This window comes from Burkholderia sp. SIMBA_062, from assembly GCF_046534765.1.
Taxonomy (GTDB): domain Bacteria; phylum Pseudomonadota; class Gammaproteobacteria; order Burkholderiales; family Burkholderiaceae; genus Burkholderia; species Burkholderia ambifaria.
The window spans coordinates 102886-122654 of the sequence record NZ_JAWRYD010000017.1 but is presented as its reverse complement, the minus strand read 5'-3'; the positions used below and the strand labels follow the sequence as shown (position 1 = coordinate 122654).

Below are 19769 nucleotides of genomic sequence, written 5' to 3'. Positions count from 1 at the left end.
ACCGCGCATCGCTGCGCGGCCGGGGCGCTTGCCACCCACGCCTCGGGTCCGACGACGCTCCACCGGGCCGCCACGGACGGCAGCCCGGCGTTTGCCGGCCCTCATTGATCAGGTCGTATCGGCGGACCGTAACCCGCAGCGCGCAGGCAGCCCGCGGCCGCACGAAAGGGCCGCTTGCAGGAGGAAGAAGAAAGGGAGGAAGCTCGCGGGAAGCCGGTCAGCTCAGCAGCACGATATTGCCGGGCAGGCGCGTGATGTGCGCGCCGTACAGGCGCCCGACCATGTCGATCACGTCGTCGAGCCGCGTGATCGGAAACTGCGCCTGCATCCGGTTCGCGCCGAGCGCGGCGCGCCGCAGGACAACCCTGCCCGGACGATAGCGGTTGATTTCGTCGATGACGTCGGACAGCGGCACGCCGTTGAACACCAGCATCCCGCGCCGCCATGCGCTGACCGCGCCCGGATCGGCCCGCGACACCGACTGCACGCCGCGATCGTCGTAGACGACCTGATCGTCGGCCTTCAGCGTGCGGGCGCCGCGCGGATGCGCGAGCGCGACTGTGCCCGACAGGCAGGTCACGCACACCTGCGACCCCGTACGCCGCACGTTGAAGCGCGCGACCGTCGCCTGCATCCGGCCGTCGCCCGCCACCACGGTAACGGGCTGGATCGGCGTCGCGCGGCCGGCCGGCGGCGTGGCCGCGTCGATCTCCGCCTCGCCGGCGACGACTTCGACACCGTGCGCGGCATCGCTCGCGGGCAGCACGTCGACGCGTGTCTGCGTGTTCATCGCCACCGTCACGCGCGACGACAGCGCGACGCTGCGCTGCTCGCCGGTGCCGGTGTGGTAATCGGCGGCCAGGTCGCCGAGCGACGGCCACAACTGCAGCGGCGGCCGCACCGCGAGCCACGACGCGCCGGCCGCCACCGCGAAGCCGATGAACGCGCGGCGGCCCGTGCGCATCGTGCGCTCGCGCTTGGCAATGTTTGCCCAGGCCGCGGCCGTGCGCTCTTCACCCGCGAGCTCGGCCGCCGCCGTGCGCAGCGAGCCCCAGGTGTCGCGCAGCAGCGCGGCCGCCTGCGGACGATCGGCGCACCAGCGCTCGAACGCGTCGGCCTCGGCCTGGCTCGCGTCGCCCGAGCGCAGACGCAGCAGCCACGCGCTCGCTTCGTCGAGTGCGTCGTGGGCGGGTTCGGCCTGGGCTTTCGTCATCGTCCGGGTACTCAAAATTTACGCGGCCCGCCTCGCGAGCCCGTGTACGAATCGCCGTCTTCCTGCATGCGCTGCAGGCAGTACTTCATCGCCGCGCTCAGCTCGCTTTCGACGAGCCGCAGCGAAATGCCGAACTGCTCGGCGATCTCGCGGTTCAGCAGGCCGTCGACACGAGCGGCCAGCAGGATCGCGCGGCGCCGCGGCGGCAGGCCGCGCAGCACGTCCTTCAGCGTATCGACCTTGCGGCGCGCCGCGATGATACGCTCGGGATCGGCCAGTTCGTCGGGTGTCTCGAGCAGCGTCTCGACATCGTCGTCGTGCAGATGGCGGCGCTCGCGGCGATGCTGGTCGATCGCGACATTGTTCGCCATCCCGAGTATATAGGCGTCCGCGTTCGTCACCTGCGTGGACACGTTCGCATTTTCGAGGCGCAGCCAGGTCTCGTGCAGCGCGTCGGCCGCGCCGTCCTTCGAGCCCGTCACGCGTTCGAGACGCCTGACCAGGTACGCGTAGCGCGTCGCCAGCAGCTTCCTGAGCCCGGTGCGAGTGGTATCGGACATGGCGTGCTAGTTCCGGACGGCTGTCGTCGGACAGCGAAAGTGCACGCCGTTGCCGGCCGGCCGCAACAGGATCGTGACCGGCTGCGGCAGGTCCGCCGGCGGCGCATCGTCCAGCTTCAGCGCGCACAGCGCGCGCATCACCGCCGCGTCGCGGGCGGCCGAACCGCTCGATGCCACCATGTTGACCGCCACCACCGCCCCCCTGTTGTCGATGCGCACCTGCGCGACGAGTCGATAGCTGCCCGGCACCGCCGCCGGCTGCGCGCACAGCGCATCGATCAGATGCGACTGCAGCGTGCCCGCGAACGCGCGCCGCTCGCTGGAATCACCGATCCCGTCGATCGGCAGCGCGGCGTCCGCCGGCGCGTCGACCGTGGCGGGCACCGCCTCGGCGGCCGGCCGCGCGACGATGATCGCTTCGTCCGGACGCGAGAATTCCGCACGCAACCCCGTTCCGGCCAGCAACCGCTCGAGCGCGTCGCGCGGCACGTAGTCGCCCTGCACCGGCGCGCTCGTGCGCCCGTCGAGCAACGGCGCCGGTGCCAGCACGATTAGCTCGGTGAGCCGCGCGAAGTCCTGCAAGGCCTTCGCGAGCGGCTGCGCGGGCAGCTCGAAATGCGCGACGCTGCCCGGCGGGCGGCCCGTGGAACCGGTCTCCTGCGCGTGCGCGCCGCGCATGCACAGCACGACGAACGCGAGCCACGCGACGAGCGCCAGGACACCGGTCGGCGCCCGTGAACGAGTCATGAATCCCTGGTCGGAAGTGGAGTTGCACGCCGCGGGCCGGAATGCGCCCCCCCGCGGGCGGTTCCGTCGCAAGCGAACGTCAGATTGTGAGCGGGCACTGTGACAGTCAGGTGAAGCGTGCCGCGGATCGAATCAATGCGGCGTGCCACGTTCGCGCGCCGCGCGCTCACGGCCAGCGCACGACGAAGTTGCCGATGCCCGTGCCGACAACCGCCATCCGCACGTCGCCCGACCACAGCGTGATCGTCACCGGCACGTCGATGCCTTCGCTGCCGAGCACGACGCGCGACGGTGCGTCGCCGCCGCCGGTGTAGCGCACCGACACGGCCGTCACCTCGGTGCCCCAGCGGCGCGCCCGATAGAGGTCGTCGCTCATCGGCGCCCACGCGCCGTTTTCGGTGCGCTGCACGAACCGGTAGCCGCCGCCGACCGGCTGCCATGCGATCGGCATCGAGCGCACCTGCGCCTCGTCCCCGGCCGATTCGAGCAGGTTCGCGAGCCGCTGCGCTTCCTCGGCGAGATCGGTGCGGCGATTGCGCGACGGCGCGAGCGTGACGACCGCGACCAGCATCCCGACGATCACGAGCACGACCAGCATCTCGAGCAGCGTGAAGCCGCGCTGCAGGCGGCGATACGTGCTTGCGTGACGTCGCCCCGCGTGCGAGGTGTGCGCTTCGTCGTGCCTCGTCATCATGCATTCACCCTTGCGTCAAAGAATGGAGCGGGTCTTCCGTTCTGTTTTCCATCATCCGTTATCCGAACCGATCGTCATGAAACCGCTCGCCCTGCTCCGCACCGTTCCGTCCCGCCTCGATCTCGCGCCTCTCGCTGCGACGCTCGCCGCCGCGGCCGCGCTCGTCGCCGTGTCGCTCTGGGCCGTGCACGTGCTGAGCGCGACCGATGCGCCGGTGACGGCACCCGCGCCGCCCGCACCAGTCGACGTCACGGCCGGTGCACGCCTATTCGGCGCGAAACCCGACGACGGCCGCGACGCGATCCAGTTGCTCGGCGTGCTCGCGTTCGACGCGCGCCGTGCCGCCGCGATCGTCAGCGTCGGTGGCGATGCATCGCGCGTCGTGTCGCTCGGCGCCGCGATCGGCGAAGCCGCGAAACTCGCCGAGGTGCGCACGCGCTCGATCGTCGTCGACCGCAACGGGCTGCACCGCGAGATCGCGCTGCCCGCCACCGAGAAAGCCAACGCGTTCGTGCGCTGAGCCGCGCGTCACTGCACCATGTTGTTCAGCTCGATGATCGGCATCATCACGGCCAGCACGATCACGAGCACCACCCCGCCCATCGCGAGGATCAGCAGCGGCTCCAGCAGACTCGTCAGAAACATCGTGCGGCGCTCCAGCTCGCGCGACTCGCCTTCGGATGCGCGATCGAGCATCGTCGTCACGTCGCCGGTCGCTTCGCCCGAGCGGATCAGGTGCACCAGCACCGGCGGGAACGTCTTCGTATGAGCCACCGCGCGCGACAGCGCGGAGCCTTCGCGCACGCGGACGATCGCATCGTCGACGTTCGCACGCATCGCGCGGTTCGACAGCGTCTCGCCGGCTGCCTGTAACGCGCGCAGGATCGGCACGCCGGCCGCCGTGAGAATGCCGAGCGTGCTCGCGAAGCGCACCGTGTTGTAGCCGCGCACGAGCTTGCCGGCGAGCGGCGCGGTCAGCAGCCAGCGATCGAACCTGAGCCGCGGCCCGTCCTGCGACAGCACCTTGCGGATCGCGAAGACGATCGCAACCGTCGCCAGCAGCGACGCCCACCACCAGTGACGGACGAAATCGGACAACGCCATCATCACGACCGTGAGCGTCGGCAATTGCTGCTTCGTGCTGGTGAACACGTTGGCGACCTGCGGCACCACGTAGCTCAGCAGGAACGTGACGATGCCGAACGCGATCAGCGTGACGATGCCCGGGTACGTGAACGCGAGCAGGATCTTCTGCTTCAGCGCGTTGCTCTGTTCGATGTAATCCGCGAGACGCGACAGCACGAGGCCGAGCTTGCCCGTGTGCTCGCCGGCCGCGACGAGCGCGCGATAGATCTCCGGAAAATCGCGCGGATGCTCTGCCAGCGCATTCGCGAACGAATGGCCGCCGACGATTTCCGCGCGGATCGACGCCATCAGTTCGCGCACGTATTCGCGCTCGGCCTGCTCGCTCAGCACCGACAGCGATTCGTCGAGCGGCAGCCCGGCAACCAGCAGGCTCGCGAGCTGGCGCGTGATGATCGCCTGTTCGCGCTGCGACAGCTTGCGGCCGAGCGACAGCCGCTGGTGGCGCTCGCCGTGCAGGCGTTGCGCGGCCAGCTCGACGACGAGCGGCGTGAGGCCCTGCGTACGTAACTGGCTGCGACCGGAGCGCGCGCTGTCGGCTTCGAGCACGCCCTTCAGCGTGCGGCCGGTGGGATCGATCGCTTCGTAGCGGAATGCCGACATGTCAGTGCCCTCGTGTCACGCGAACGATTTTTTTCGGCGACGTCGTGCAACGCGCCAGACGGAGTCGCCGGGGAAGTCTAAGGAGGTGACCGGCGCAAATTTGTGACGGATGTTGGGCTACCTTTTTGGCGGGGTTTATTACTGGGCGGCGTCTTCTTTATATCTTAAGAACGATTTCATCCTTGTCGAGATGATGGATCAATCCACATTAATGATATGAGACACACTTCGCTCATTCATTTACATCATTTCCGGATAGATGGAGGAAATACATCGAATGAGCGGATATTCATCGACGCCCGGAATGTTCCGTAACATCCGCCACAAAATCGCCTTGGAACCACGATAGCGCTGCTCGGCCTGCCGGCTGAACCCGATATCTGGACGCCCAGCCCGCGCCGAATAACGGTTGAATCGCCGCTTTATCAACCCGAATAACGCAATGATTTATTCAACGAAAATGTTACGCACCATTCGTTATGAAAAATTCACACGCGTAATTCGGATTTCCCCCTACATTTACCTGGCGGTCCATAAGTACTCCAACCGCAGTAGCAGGGGTTCCCGTTTATCTTCGTTCAAGGAAATTTCTCATGAAATCCAGCAAGCGCAAGATCTGTCAAGTCCTCGCTCTCGTTGTTTCGGGCATGGGCGCATCGCTCGCGATGGCCGCAGGCCCGGTGATTCAAGGTGGTGGCTCGTCGCTCGTCGCCCCGACCATCGGCGCCAATTCGCCGGCTTCCGGCGAAATCGGCCTGTACGGCACCGCCAACGCCACGTTCACGTACTACTCGGTCGGCTCGGGCGCCGGCCAGAACGCGTTCCTGAACAACCAGCCGACATTCTTCGGCGCGGGTGTCACGGGCACGGTCCACTTCGCGAACAGCGATGCAGCACTGTCGGCCACCCAGCTCACGTCGTACAAGGCCGGCCTCGGCACGACCAACGGCCCGCTGATCCAGATCCCGTACATCGTCACGCCGATCACCGTGCCGGTCGTCAATGGCCCGGCCGTGACGAGCACGACGACCCCGCAAACGACGCCGGGTCAAGCGCATAGCATCGCGCTGAACGACGACGATCTGTGCGGCGTGTTCTCGGGCAAGCTGACGAACTGGAACCAGGTCACGAATCCGGAAACGGGTTCGGCCTACGCGCTGAATGCGCCGATCAAGGTGATCTATCGCTCGGACGGCAGCGGCACGACCGAACTGCTGACCCGCCACCTGGCCGCTGTCTGCTCGACCGGAAATACGGCTGCGGGCGTGACGTTCGTCGATTCGCTGACGTTCACGGCTTCGTTCCCGAGCGGCGTGCCGGCGAACTTCACGGCGGCCTCGGGTAGCGGTGGCGTGCGTACGCAACTGGTGAGCTACCAGTCGGCCGGTACGGCCGCTGTCGCTTACCTGAGCCCGGATTACACGAACACGTTCCTGGCTCCGCAAAGCACGGTCGTGACGTCTGCCGGCGCATTCCAGCTGCCGATTGCGAGCCTCGTGAACAAGGTCGACAGCAAGTACTACGCACCGACGTACGCAAATGCTTCGACGGCCCTCGGCACGGTTGCTCCGCCGGCGACCAAGGTCGCCGCGTCGAATCCGGCCAACTGGGTGCCGAACGCAGGCAACCCGGCGGCCGGCTATCCGGTTTCGGGCACGAGCCAGATCATCCTGAGCCAGTGCTACGCGAACTCGGCCGTCAAGACGAACGTTCACGACTTCCTGAACAACCACTTCACGAACGCCAGCTACGCGTCGGTCGTTCATGGCAACGGCTTCGACACGGTTCCGTCGTCCTACCAGACGGCCATCTCGAACGACTTCCTGAGCAACGCGAGCACGTGGAACCTCGATATCGGCAACGCGAGCGTCTGCACGGGGACGGTGGTCGGCCGCTAAGCGGTCGGCACACTGCTCGACTGACCGTTCAAGCGACTGCGCCCTTGGGAGTCCAAGGGCGCAGTTTTTATTTATGCACACGGGTCGCACAATTCGCGTCGCTCTTCAGCGCATGATTCACGGCAAGCCTGCACAAAAAACACCGTCTGGAACACTGCCGCCCTGCCTCACGCAGCGACTCACGTGAATCAGATCTTGCCAAGCTTCGTACGCTCCCCCTCCGTCAATGCCGCACGTTGTGCAGCCCCGGCTTTTCCAAAGCCGATAATCGACACGGAGTTCGAAGGGTCATAGCCGACCTGTTGCCGGTGTTTCTTGGATCCGTCACCACCTGCATCACCGAACCCCTCGACCTGCACCGAGATCGTCCAGCGTCGTGCCGTCCCGCCGGATGCATTGTTCTTCGCGATATCCTGCGCGACCTGAGTCGCAGCCGATGCAGCCGCACTCGCGGCGGTCAATGCACCGGTGTTCACCGCCTGCACCAACGGAATGCCTGTCGCATTGCCCGTCACCTGTATGTTGTCCGCGTTCACCACGTGCAGCGCAGCGACGTTGAGGTTACCCGCGCGGATACCGGCATCGCCGGCATCAACGGTGCCGCGAGGCGCGATCAGGTTAATCGTGCCCAACGGGATACCGGGCACGCTCTGCAGCGTGGCAATCCCTGCACCGGTCACCTGCCCGCGTGCATCTACCGTGCAGTAGTGATTCGGGTCACACACATATTGCGGTGCCGGTGTATCGGCCGACGATTTCGCGCCCTTGCCGGCGTTGATGTCGCCGTTCGAGCTCCAGATCGTCATGTCGCCACCCTGCTCGGTGAATATCCGGCTTTGTGCGAGCAACACGCTGCGGTCCGTGAAAATATTCACGTTGCCCTTCTCGAGCGTCAGGATGCCCATTGCCCCTGGGCCGACGACCACATTGCCGCTGCTGTCCGTAATCTGCGGCGGCGCCGAGGCACTGCCGACCAGAGCCTGTCCGCCCGGGCCCAGGATCGAGATATTGCCGCCCTGTTGCGTCTGGATCGTCGTGTTCCGGATATCGAGATCACCGGTATCGATCGACTTGTTCGTACCGTTGCCACCGCCCCCGCGATTGTTCGCCGTATAGCCGAACGACGCAGGGAACAATGTATTGATCGCGTCGTAGCCGCGTGCGTACTTCTGGAAATAGGGACTCGCGGCATTGTTGTAATCTTCACCGACCCGAGTCAGCACGTTGAACAACACCTGTTCCGCGAAGATCTGCTGAACGTACGAAGGCAGGTCCTTGAATTTGGACCACGCCTGCATCGCATCCAGCGGTTCGCTCGCACGTTGGTCCTTGACTAGCCCCGTATCTACCACCTTGCCTGCTTCGTACTGTTGTACGAAGGCAATAAGATCGGACGCCGTGCTCGGCACGCCCGCGATCGACCCGGCCGGATCAATGTACTTCGAGATAAGCGTGCCGGTATCAATTCCCGGACTGACGCCGAACAGGATGTTTACGTTCGCGCTGTCGTGTGGCAGGTTCGGGTTCGATGCATTTCCGGTCGCGTTAATGCCCGTCAACAACCCGGTCTTGGGATACGCGCTGCTCAACGCGGCGTAGGCCTCGGACTGGCTCGTCAGCGGACCGATATTTCGGCCGGCCTCGATATCGAAGTACCCCGGTCCGCCCAGCGTCAGCGCAGGCACTACGGCTGCATTGCGAACCAACGGCGTATCGTGAATGTCGCGTCCTGCCACGATGCGGGTGACATCCGATTTGCGCAGATTCTGCCCCTGGAACGACAAGTTCACGATGTCCTGCCCGGCCTGGATCATCGCCGGCTTGTCGATCACGATCTGCATGAGCTTGTCGTAGAATCCTGCGCCTCCTCCAGTCGACTGTAGTGCACCGTTGACGATATCGCCGTTCAGGCTGTAGATGCGTGCCGGTACCGGATCGTCCGCATGCAACGCATTGGCGGCGTGGGCAGCCGTCGTCGGATCGGTGAGCACGGCTATCGTTGCAAACGGATTCGTGGCGGACGGCATCGACGATGGATCGCTATCCGACATACCGAATACCGAGCCCATCGCCCCGCCCCCGGCCACATTCGCAAGATTGATGGAGCGATCGGCAATGAGACTCAGATTGCCTGACGTCGACGGGAAAAGCGCCCCGCCTGACGCAACGTCGATGCCTCCGGAAAAGGCCGTCGCATTCACGGTCGCGGGCAATACGGACGATGGATCGATCACCCCGTCGCCTAGAAAATTCCCCCTGAGCACTTGTTTCGACGCCAACGAGTTCAGCACCACATCGCCCGTTGTGGTCAGGACATTGACGGCCGAATCGGGTGAATAAGCTTGTGCGTCGGCATACCGCGCGTACTGAGTTTGAAGAATACTGCTGCCGATCTGAAGATAGGAAGGATTGAATACGCCCCCGATCTCCGCGCCTTGGCGCGCAACGACGTCGATGATGCCGTCCTGAGTGGCCAGCAAGGTCGATACGGACACCGGGACTTGCCCCGCGGCCAACCATGGCTGCACGACAACGTCTGAACCGATGCGCCCTCCAGCCGTAAGCGCCCCGGTTCCCTTCGCAACGAAATAGTCGCCGCTCAGGATGTCGCCCCCCGCACGCACCGTCAGATCGCCGCCACCAACCGTAACCGGTTTTCCTGTGGCGTCGTTGTACCAGGTTGTCGGCAACGACACTCCGAGATCGACAATATTGCCCCCTGCACTGATCGCGACGTTGCCGCCTACGCTCATAACGCCTTGATTGAATGCACCGAAGTCTATTGAAGTGCGATCGAGCCGCCCGTAGCTGCTACTGCCGGAGGCAATCGTCGGCTTTCCCGTTACCTGCATCCATTGCCACCAAAATTGCGCAATCGGCGCGCCGGCTTGCCCGGAGATCGTGCCCGCCGTGTCAATGACATTCTCGATGCCTGCGATATTTCCTTGCGCGTGAATCGATATGTCACCGGCTGCTTCGGGATTCACCGCGGACGTGACGAGAATATTGCTCGCTGGCGTCCCGGCGCCTTGCACAACCGTAGTCGAGCCTGCCGGAGCATCGGGCGCCCGAGGCGACGGTGCGCCAGCCGTATAGATCACGCCGGGAATGACCGTTGCGTCAGGCTGTTGAGCAACAATCGGGTCGAACAGCGAAACATCGTTCGCTGCAGCGACATCGATCGAGCCCGTACCGGTTCGAACCATCGTCGGCGCCACCACAACGCGGTTGTTCGGATTGGCAATGTTCGGGTTGGTCGCGTTGTTGTATTCGAAATGCCCGTCAAGGATCACGTTACCGATCGCGCCCGACGAGAATCCGTCGGCGGGCCTCAATGCGAGCGGATTGGTACTCGATAGATCGGCGCCGGCGACAAGCCGGTATGACGAGCTGCTCCCTTGGTTCAGACTGGCGGAAAGCAGTGGCAACGCGTTTGCCACCACCGCGACCGGTGCCGGCGTATTGTCCGTCTGGGGCGGCTGTATCGTGATGTCTCCGGCAATGACCGGCACCAGCACGGACGGAGGCGCCTTCACCTGGTCGATATGCGGCGTGACACCCGGGTTGGCAGCTTGCCATGTGATCAAGTCCTTGACGTACGACTGGTATTGCGCAAGATAGCGCGGATACCAGGTCGGGTCAGCCAGTTCCTGAGCCGCCGTCGGCGCCTGAAGCGCCACGACCGGCTGCCCTAGGGCAATCGGCGCGTTCTGATGCGTCGGGTCTGCGAAGTAGAACCCCCAGGCACCGTTTGACAGTTGTGATGTCAGGTACTGCGCATATTCCTTGTACATGCCGTAATACTGCGCGACCTCGTCGGCATTCCCGCCCGTCCAATTGTACGGACCGATCAGCCCCAGATAGCTATAGTTCGACAGAATGTAGCCAAACGGTCCAAACGGCATCGTCGACCATGTGTAGTTTGCTGCACTGTACGTCGACGGCGTCGGCTTCGGTGCAACAATACTGCTCCCGATCGGGTTGTCGATCTGGAAAAATCCATCCGACAAACTTGCCCTGACATCAACGTCATTCTCCGCCCGCAGCGTCACGACCGGCGCCTGCCCATTGAACCGGAACGCCTGATTCGTCGCCGACGTCCCTGCTCCGAGGTTCCAGTTCGTCAGCACCTCGATGTTGCCGCCGTTGATCGCCAGGCTCGGATTGTCCAGCTCGATACCCGGCACGATGCGCGCATTCGCGATTCCCGTGCCATCGAACGGATTCTTCAATACGTCCAGCCCGTGCTGCACGAAACCCATCAGCGTGCCGGGCGCAGCCGTCGTCGCGTTGCCGTCCTGATACCCGTAGAACGTCTGGTGATCCGTGTTCGAGCCACCCGACACCGGCGTAAAGAACATGCTCTGCAGCCCGCCGAAGCCGATCGCGCCGTTGCCACTCTGCAATTGCGCCTGCGTCACCGCCGCCGTTGCGCCTGTCCCATTGTTCGTTACGGTGCCACCGCCGGTTCCATCCGGCGTGAACGTAAAGGTCGTCGGCGTACTGGACGTGCTCTGCGCGGTAAAGGTGCCAGCCAGCAAGTGACCGCGGGCGTCGTACCAGCCGGCCGGGTCGACGATGCCGTCGAAATGCTTCGCGCCCGTGGTCGCATCCGTGGTGCTCCACGTCGCATAGGCCTCGAGCGTCGTCGCGCGCGAACCCGCGATGCCCTTGCCCGCCGCGAATCCCGACGACGGTAACGACACGTTCACGGTACCGTCCGACAACAGCGGCGCGCGGAAATTCACCGTACCGCCCGACAGTCCGCCAGCCGTTCCGCCCGAAACGTCGATCAATGCGTTCGCGCCGACCCGGATCAGCCCGGCGCGCGACGGATCGATGTTCTCGTAGCCATAAGTTGCATTGTACGGATCGGCCACGCCCGGATCGAACACGCCACTCGTCCCGATATCGACCCTGCCGCCGCGCTGGTTCGAAGCCGAGCCGCGTGCCAGCAGCGTGCCCTCGACATCGACACCGCTGTGCCCGTACAGCGCGATCGCGCCGCCCGCCTTGCCCGACGCGTCGATCGTGCCCGACACATTGACATTGCCGTTCGCCGGGTCCGATGCGTTGCCCGCACCGCCGTCCGCCGTCAGCGACACCGCGTGTGCGGTGAGCGTGTTACCTGCCGACAGCGTGAGATTGCCCGACCGGGTATGGATCGCGATGGCCTGGTTCACGCCGCTTGATGCGAGCGTTTTCGCGAGCGCGTCGAGATCGGCAGCGCCGCCCGTATCGAGCGACAACGAACCACCCGCATAACCACTTGCCGCGCCGCCCTTGATCGTACCGTTCAGGGTCACGACCTGCTCTGGCGCCGACAGCGTCAGGCTGCCCGCCGCGCCCCCGCCATTCGCACCCGAGAAATCGAGCGTCGAGCCGGCCTGCACGTCGACCGTCCCGGCGTCGGCCGTCAACGTGATCGCGCCGGCCGGCGCGTACCGCACGATGTCGAAGAACTGCTTCGACACGCCGGCCGCGCTCACCGTCGACCCGCTACCAAGCGTCAGATTGCCGCTCGTCGCCTCGAGACTCACGTTGCCCGCGGGGGCGGCGATCGTCGCGCCGTTGTCGGCGATCGTCCCGCCAACGAAATGCCATGCGCCGCCTACCGGTGTCCTCGCCAACGCGGTGCCCGACGCGCCGTTCAACGTCAGTGCCCCGGTCGTCTTCACGGTCGATGCCGAACTCGTATCGGCGAGATAGACGGGCGCATTCAGCGTAACCGGCAGTGCGCCGAAGTCGAACGTGCCGGTTCCCTGCCCGACAATACCGCCCGTCGCGGTCATGCTCGCGGAGCCGAAACCGCTCGCCAGCTTCGTGCCCGAGCCGAAATCGATCTCCTTGGCATTGACCGTCAGCGTGCCGCTGCCCGGTGCAGCCGTCCCGTTCGGCGCGCCAGTTTCGTTCGTGAACGCAATCTGGTGCGCATTCAGCGTCACATGACCGCCGTCGCTCTTGAACGTCCCGGCGCTCAGGTCCACGCTGTTGCCGAACGTCGCGTTCACGTCGCCGACGAAGCCGATCGCACCATAACTGCGCAGCGTCACCTGTTGCGCGTTGCCGAATTGCGCGAGCCCGGCCGGATCGATCACGAAGCCGGGCAGTGCCGCGGCCGCCGCACCGTTCGTACCGGTAAACGTAATCGCCGATCCGTCCGCCGTGATCGCCGTCGCCGACAGCACGGCACTGGGATCGACCTTCAGGTTTCCGGACGAATCCAGCGTGAGCGCCTGCCCGCCCGCAAGCGTCGCGCCTGCGCCGACGGTCAGCAGACCGCTGCCGGTCGAGCCCGTGCGCGTGAGCGGTGCCATCGTGCCGTTCGACACGCGCACGAGCGCGCCATCGCCAGCGATTGCAATCGGTTGATCCTTCGCCGCCGGATAGTCGCCGGCTGCCGCGATCGACGCCCCTGCGTCAATGCGCAGGCCGTTCGCGGCATTCGGATCCGTGCCGCTCGTGTCGGTCTTCGTGACGAGAAGGATCTCCGGGCCTTTGAGCGCCGTGTTGCCATCGTTCGATACGATCACGCTGTTCGCGATCGGCGTGATCGTCACACCCTTCTTCGTTGCCGCGCGCGTGCCGCCGATCAGCAGGCTGCCCGCATTCAGCGAATCGAGCGCATCACTGCCGATCTGCAGATAGCCCGGCAGCGCGGCACCGCCGTTGCCGGTGATCTGGATGTCCTGGGACGCAATGTCGACTTCGGCGGGTGCGCCCCCAGTGCCAGCGGCCGTATTCAGCGTTGCACCGAGCGTCAATGCCTTGTTCGCAGCCAGCACGAGCTGACCGCCGTCAACCGGCAACGGCGGCGTTACGTTGCCTTTCTTCGCGGCCTGCGCGGCAAAGAACGCGTTCGCTCCCGTCACCGTGTACTGCGAGTATTGCCGCCACACCGGAGCCGACTGCACGCTGAACAGCGTCGGCGTCGCGCTGCGACCACCGGTCAGTGCATCGGCGAAATACCCTGCCGTCGTCACGATGCCATCCGGCAACACCTGGCTCGCCCCCGGCACGACGCCACCTGCCGCGCTCGCGAGCGTCACGCGATACGCGCCTGGCAGCGTCGCGTACTTGCCTGGAAGCAGCGTGTAATAGCCGGCCGCCAGCCCCGGCACCCCGGAAAGGTAGACGGCCTTGCCGACCGTGTCCCTCAGGCCTGCTTGACCGACACCGAACGTCATCGTCGTGCCGACCGTCGTACCGTCGACCGACGGCTGCACGGACTGCGCGAACACCGGATCGTAGGCCGCCACCGGCGACTGCGCCCCCGGCACGATCGCATAAACGTTCGCCGCCCCCGGATTCACCGGCACCGTCGCCCCGGCGGGATTGTTCGCATAGCTGATGTTGTATTGCGACAGCACGTCGCGCGTGCCGCCCGTTCCCGGTACCCATTCGACCGCCTGCAGGTCGCCGCCGCCGGATAGATCGATCTTTGCGCCCGGGGCCAGCGCGACGCGGTTGCCGTTGACGCCGATGTACTTCGCCGGCGGAGCGGTCACATCCGGCACCGTCGAGACCGTGCTCGGCTTGAACTGCCACTCGGCGCCATCGACCGTCGTGCCATACGGGATCACGAGGCCGCCGTTCGATACCGATGTCGTACTGCCGTTCGCGAACGTAACCGAATCGGTCGCGACCAGCGGCAGGCTGGCGAACTGCGCCTGGGTCGAAGCGTTCGACGGATCGCCGACGCCGAACAGGATCGTGCCGGACGGTGCGCGCACCGTGCCAGCCTGCACGATGTCGGTGGCATCGACGAGCAGTGCGCCGCCCGCCGATAGCGGCGTGCCCGATGCTCCGTTCGACGCGAATGCGACAGTCGTCGGCGCCGGCTTGCCTGTCGCCGGATCGATCGGTCCGACGGCATCGACAATGAACGTGCTGCCGGTGGCCGGATACAGGTCCGCAGCCTTGAACGACACGTTGCCGGGTGTATGGAGAATGCCGGGAGCCTGAGCCGTTCCCGTCGAATTCGCATTGGTCGAACTCATGCGAATGTCGCCTGAACTGACGAAGTTGGCCTGTCCGATGTTGTTCAGTTGAAACTGATTGCGCAGATCGATGAACGACGCGTTCACGTTCAGCGTCGCGTCGGACCGGGTCGCGACCGGCGCAAATGCCAGCGACTGCGCCGTCAGCGTCGGCCCGACCAGTGCGACGTATGGCGCATCGATCTCGATCGTGGTGCCGGACGGCCGCTGCGGCGGCTGGGTTAGCAAGGTCTGGAGAACCGAGGCCGGATTCGTGCTGCCGTTCGATTGCGTTGCAGGCGTCGACAGCAGGGTCACGAATTGATCCATGCCCAGCGCCGCGACGCGCCCGGTATTCAACGTAACCGATTCGGGCAGCGCCAGTTTGACGTCGCCTGCGAACGCAATCGGCGGCACTTCCATGGCAGCCGTCGGGGGCGTGGCGTCGCCGAGCACGAGATTCGCGACGCCCGATCCGTCAAGGCGATCGGCCGAGAACTGAATCACACCGGTCGGCCGGCCGATCGGCAAGCCGGTCGTCGTGTCGATGGCGGTTGCGAAACTTTGACCGGCCTCGAGACCCGCCGGCGTCAGTTCCCCACTTTGCCGGACGACCAGCGCGGTCGCGCCGGCTGCGCCATTGTTCTGATGCGGCAGGATCGTCAGCGTGCCGCCGCGCCCCTGCGAAGCGCCCGCGTGCGCAGCGAGCGTCGCATCGGCAAAGAGTCCGTACGCGGCGGACAGCGTGATCGAGCCGGCATCGCTCCAGACAGGCTGCGACGCGTAAGTGCCGTTCGCCTGCAACTGATCGAAGTTCGCCGACGCACCGGCCACATCGATCCGCGAGCCCGGCTGTGCAACCACATAACCGGCATCGCTCGAGAGCGTGACCGAACCGCCCGGCAGGACCTTGCCGGTGTTCGGCACGACAGTCGTCGCCCCAATCTTGACCGGCGTGGCGAGCGGATTGGCAAGCGCGGTGCCCGACACATCGAGCGTCGCGCCCGCGCCGAGCCACACCGATCGGCTGTCGCTCGGCGTGAATATGCCGTACTGGCCCGTCTGCCCGAACGTACCGCCCGAATCCGCACTGAGCGTGATCGATCCGCCAGGCGCGACGATCGAGCCGAGCACCGTCACCTGCGTGGGCGAACCAAAGCCGACGCTCGCACCGGCATCGGTATGAATCGACGCGCCGGACGACAGCGTGACCGCCCCTGTCACGCCCGGATACGACGGCGCCATACTCCCCGCTGCCAGCCATGACACATAGTTGCCGCCCGTCAACACGAGGCTGGTCGGCTGCCGGTGATAGTCGTCGAGACGGCCCGATGTCGTCAGGCCCGAAGTCGACAGATTGGCGCCCGTGGTCGCCTGTTGTAGCGCCAGTACGTCCGGAATCAGATTGCGCTGCGTAAGCGCAACCGTCGCGCCAGGCGCCACGGTCGCGTCGTAGTATGCATTCAGCACAACCTTGCCGAAGCCTTGCTGCGCGAAGAATCGCTCCGGCAGATAGACATCCCACGGCGCGGCGGTCTGCGGATCTCCGCCAATCTGGAATCCGAGCGCCTGCAACGTCAGCGTGCCGCCTCCTGAAAGACCCTCACTGAGGATCGTGCCGCCGAGCGCGATCGTACCGTTTGCGGGTTGCGTGCTCGGCAAGTTGGGACCGGAATCGCCTATGTGACCGAACTGCTTTGTTTCAAGCGCGACATAAGTCTTCAACGACACGTTGCCGCCGCGCCCCACTGGCGTGCCGTTCTGCATCAACAGTTGACCATTCGACTGCAGTTCGCCGCCACTCGATACGTCCAGCACGCTACCGGGACGCAGCAGAATCGATCCCGTGGCGTCCGCGAAGACGTCGCTCACGTGTCCGACGGATTGCTCAGTGGTCGCCAGCGAAATGTTGCCGCCGTCGATGAACTGGGTATTGCCCGGCGTCGTCCCCGGTGCCGCCTGAACGTCATTGTTGACCCATTGGCCCGCCGCACTGAGCACGGCTTGCGGACCGACGACGATATTGCCGCCGCTCGCGATGGAAATCGAGCCGCCCGGCGCAGTCAAACTGCCAGCCACGTTGACGTCCGAACCGCTAGCCGCACTGTTGAGCGCAATGGATCCCCCCGGCCGCACGCCAAGATGCGTGTCCTGGGCGACGACGATCCCCTTCCCGCCGTGCGTATCCTGCGTCACGTTCACGTTCGAGAAGCCGCCGGCGTTCAATGCGTCGACCGGCACGACCATCGTGGTCAGCACGTCGCGCGGATCAGTAGTGGCGACATTCTGCAGCGACGTCTTGTCGATCGGCGTATTGCTCGAGAAGCCTGGCGCGAGATCGTCGAGCTGCGGCGCCTGGCCCTGCAGAATCGTCAATCCCGTGACGCCGGTCGGCGCCTCAATCGAATTGTTCCACGTCAGATCGGCGAGCGTGCCGCTGGTGCGCTTCGCATCCGCACCGAGATTGAACGTCCCGCCCGACGGCAGGCTGTTGCCCTGCATCTGCTTCGCGCCGCCGAACGATTGCGCGCTGATATCGCCATCGAGCACGAGCGCCGAGGTCGCGAACAGGTCGAGCGTGCCTGCGTTGCCACCAACGATATAGTCGCCCTGATACGTGCCGCCCGTCAGAAGCGGGTTGTACCACGTCTTCGTCACGCCCCAGCGCGGGTGGCTTTCGATGAACTGGCCGGCAATTCCGACGTAGGTCTGGTACGGGCTCGCCTGCCCGATCGGCACGATCGCGCCATTCGCATCGACGAGCCGCGTCGTATTGACGATCCCGCCGTCGACATGCACGTACCCGCCGTTCAGGTTCAGTGACGAACCACGTGCGGTCATCACCTCGTTGCCCGACAGCGTGATCGTTCCACCGTTGGTCAACAACTGATCGACCGTGCGGGGAATCAGGTTCACATAGCCCGACAGATTCAGGATCGGGCTGCCGACCCATGACACGCCATCGCTGCGCGTACCGGTCAGCGTGCTGTCCACGACCACGTTCTTCAGCCCCGCGAGGAAGCTGTCACGCAGCAGTGGCGAATCGGCCAGTTCGTTCTGGCCGATTCGATCGACCGTCACGAGCGTCTGCGCGATCGGGATGTCGACGTTCGCCAGCCCGGACACATCGATCGTCGATCCGGCATCCTGATAAATGCGACCCGGCGCCGCGCTCTGCTTGACGTCGGGCGTATAGGCCGTCACCGACGGCGAAATCGCCGTCACCGACACGTTCGAACCCGGCGCCTCGATCAGCGAACCACCCTGGAACCACACCGCACCGGCCGTCATCGCGATGCCGCCCGGCGTGAACGTCGTGCCAGGCGTCGACGTCGCCGTCTGCCCGCTTTTGTCCGGCAGCACAGTCGTCACCGAGCCCGGACCGAACGTGAGCAAGCCCGACCGTTTGGCGGTGTCGGCATCGCCTCCGCTCGGTCCGCCCGTTGCAAGCGTCGTCCCCGGATACGCATTGCCGAGTGGATCGTTCGACATGTATTCGTCGACCGTCGAAATCGTGATCCGGCCCGGCGTATTGACGCTCGTCGTCACGCCTACCACACCATCCTGCGCGACGCGGCCGCCGAGCAGGTTCACGCTGCCACGCGACACTTGCACGATGCCTGTGTTCGTCAGCGTGCCCACCGGCGTGAGGTCGACCGTCGTACCATTCTGCGTCGTGACGATCTGGCCGCTCAGCTCGGGCAACAGCAGTTGCGGATTGTTTTTCGGGCTACCGTTCGGCCGCAGGCTCACGCCGACACCCGCGGCCAGCACGACCTGGCCGTCGGTCGCGGTGATGCTGCCGCCATTCTTCACGTTCGGCGCCGCGACGAGCACGAACCCGCCGTCGCTGACCGTGCCGTTCGTATGCGTCGCAATCGACGCGCCCTGTTCGATCGTGATGTCGCCCGGCGCCTGATAAGTCCCGTTCGTTTTCGCCACGTTGCCGAGCCCCAGTATCTCGTTGGGGCGATTCGACGATCCGACCACACCGGTGGAACTCCCGGACTCCGGATACGCGAGTCCGCCGGTCGTGCCGGCAGGCAAGCTGAGGAACTGCTGGTTGCTCGCAACGATGCCGTCGGGCGTCGGTACGATCTGGTTCTTCATGTCCAGCAGATTCAGCGACGACGCCACCAGCGAATGCACGTTCACCTGCGACCCCGCCCCGAACAACACCCCGTTCCGGTTGATCACGTACACCGCCCCTTGCGCGGTGATGTTCCCCAGAATCTGACTCGGCCGGCCACTCGGATCATTGACCCGGTTCAACACCGCCCAGTTGTTCGCACCATTCGTCTGCGTCCCGCCCGACTGGTCGAAATTGAGCGTCGTCTGCCGGCCGACGTTCATCGTCTCCCACGTCAGCACCGCGTTCTGCCCGGTCTGCTTGACGTCGACGTTCACGTGCCCGTTCGTGTCGGTATTTTGCGTAGGCGCGTTCGCGTTGAACCACAGCACCGGATTGTTCGTATCGCCCGACGCGCCCGCCGCAACCTGCAGCCCGCCCGGCGCCAGCCCGTTCGCCACCGTCGACGGCAGCTTCGCCGCCGCGGCGGCCGCATTCTGCTGCGCCGCAATCTGCGCGGCGATCGCATGCGCGGCATAGCCGAGGTTGCGGATCGACGGCTGGCTCGCCTGCAGCGCCTGCTGCGGCGACACGCCGAGATTCGACACGCCCGGCACGCCGCCGGCGCCGCCCGCGCCACCGCCCGACGGGCTCGCGGCCACGTGACCGAGGTTCATGATGCCCGCCCCATGCGCATGCGCGGACACACCCGCCGCGAGCATCAGCACGACCGCCCGGTAGAGCGGGTTCAGCTCCGATTTCAGGACCGACCGCGAGGCCGCTGCGTGAAGTTGCCGATCCGTACGTGCGCGTGCTGCCATTCTTGCCACCCCGATGCTAGGAAATTGCGCGCGGCGCCGGTC

General features: G+C 65.4%; 8 protein-coding genes. 2 read left to right on the top strand and 6 right to left on the bottom strand.

What is annotated here, in order from left to right; translation table 11 throughout:
• Positions 1–217: 217 nt before the first annotated feature.
• The 4 genes from SB786_RS20070 to gspH all read right to left on the bottom strand — a co-directional run bounded on the left by SB786_RS20070 (position 218) and on the right by gspH (position 3214).
• Positions 218–1213: a FecR family protein gene (locus tag SB786_RS20070; protein ID WP_410728974.1), complete on the bottom strand. Its 996-nt coding sequence runs from the start codon at positions 1211–1213 to the stop codon at positions 218–220.
• A gap of 11 nt (positions 1214–1224) precedes the next feature.
• Positions 1225–1773: an RNA polymerase sigma factor gene (locus SB786_RS20065; RefSeq protein ID WP_410728973.1), complete on the bottom strand. Its 549-nt coding sequence runs from the start codon at positions 1771–1773 to the stop codon at positions 1225–1227.
• A 6-nt stretch (positions 1774–1779) separates the two neighbouring features.
• Positions 1780–2520, bottom strand: a complete 741-nt coding sequence (locus tag SB786_RS20060) for a secretin and TonB N-terminal domain-containing protein (RefSeq protein ID WP_410728972.1) — start codon at positions 2518–2520, stop codon at positions 1780–1782.
• A gap of 166 nt (positions 2521–2686) precedes the next feature.
• Positions 2687–3214: a type II secretion system minor pseudopilin GspH gene (gene gspH, locus SB786_RS20055; RefSeq protein ID WP_410728971.1), complete on the bottom strand. Its 528-nt coding sequence runs from the start codon at positions 3212–3214 to the stop codon at positions 2687–2689.
• 76 nt (positions 3215–3290) lie between these two features.
• Between gspH and SB786_RS20050 the strand changes: the two genes are divergently transcribed.
• Positions 3291–3734, top strand: coding sequence for a hypothetical protein (locus SB786_RS20050; RefSeq protein ID WP_410728970.1), 444 nt, complete (start codon positions 3291–3293; stop codon positions 3732–3734).
• Positions 3735–3742: 8 nt separating this feature from the next.
• Here SB786_RS20050 and gspF read toward each other — a convergent pair whose 3' ends face one another.
• A complete protein-coding gene (gspF, locus tag SB786_RS20045) occupies positions 3743–4960 on the bottom strand; it encodes a type II secretion system inner membrane protein GspF (RefSeq protein ID WP_410728969.1) in 1218 nt (405 codons plus the stop codon).
• A gap of 593 nt (positions 4961–5553) precedes the next feature.
• Here gspF and SB786_RS20040 point away from each other — a divergent pair.
• The gene (locus SB786_RS20040) at positions 5554–6858 is read left to right on the top strand and encodes a substrate-binding domain-containing protein (protein ID WP_410728968.1); all 1305 of its coding nucleotides are present in this window, start codon (positions 5554–5556) and stop codon (positions 6856–6858) included.
• Between the two features lie 188 nt (positions 6859–7046).
• Here SB786_RS20040 and SB786_RS20035 read toward each other — a convergent pair whose 3' ends face one another.
• Entirely contained in the window at positions 7047–19727 is a 12681-nt protein-coding gene (locus SB786_RS20035) for a filamentous haemagglutinin family protein (protein WP_410728967.1), read from the bottom strand.
• Between the last annotated feature and the right edge of the window lie 42 nt (positions 19728–19769).

Coding starts and splice junctions, on each gene's coding strand:
- SB786_RS20070 (WP_410728974.1), bottom strand. CDS start 1,213: ATGACGAAAGCCCAGGCCGAACCCGCCCACGACGCACTCGACGAAGCG.
- gspH (WP_410728971.1), bottom strand. CDS start 3,214: ATGATGACGAGGCACGACGAAGCGCACACCTCGCACGCGGGGCGACGT.
- SB786_RS20035 (WP_410728967.1), bottom strand. CDS start 19,727: ATGGCAGCACGCGCACGTACGGATCGGCAACTTCACGCAGCGGCCTCG.
- SB786_RS20050 (WP_410728970.1), top strand. CDS start 3,291: ATGAAACCGCTCGCCCTGCTCCGCACCGTTCCGTCCCGCCTCGATCTC.
- SB786_RS20040 (WP_410728968.1), top strand. CDS start 5,554: ATGAAATCCAGCAAGCGCAAGATCTGTCAAGTCCTCGCTCTCGTTGTT.
- SB786_RS20065 (WP_410728973.1), bottom strand. CDS start 1,773: ATGTCCGATACCACTCGCACCGGGCTCAGGAAGCTGCTGGCGACGCGC.
- gspF (WP_410728969.1), bottom strand. CDS start 4,960: ATGTCGGCATTCCGCTACGAAGCGATCGATCCCACCGGCCGCACGCTG.
- SB786_RS20060 (WP_410728972.1), bottom strand. CDS start 2,520: ATGACTCGTTCACGGGCGCCGACCGGTGTCCTGGCGCTCGTCGCGTGG.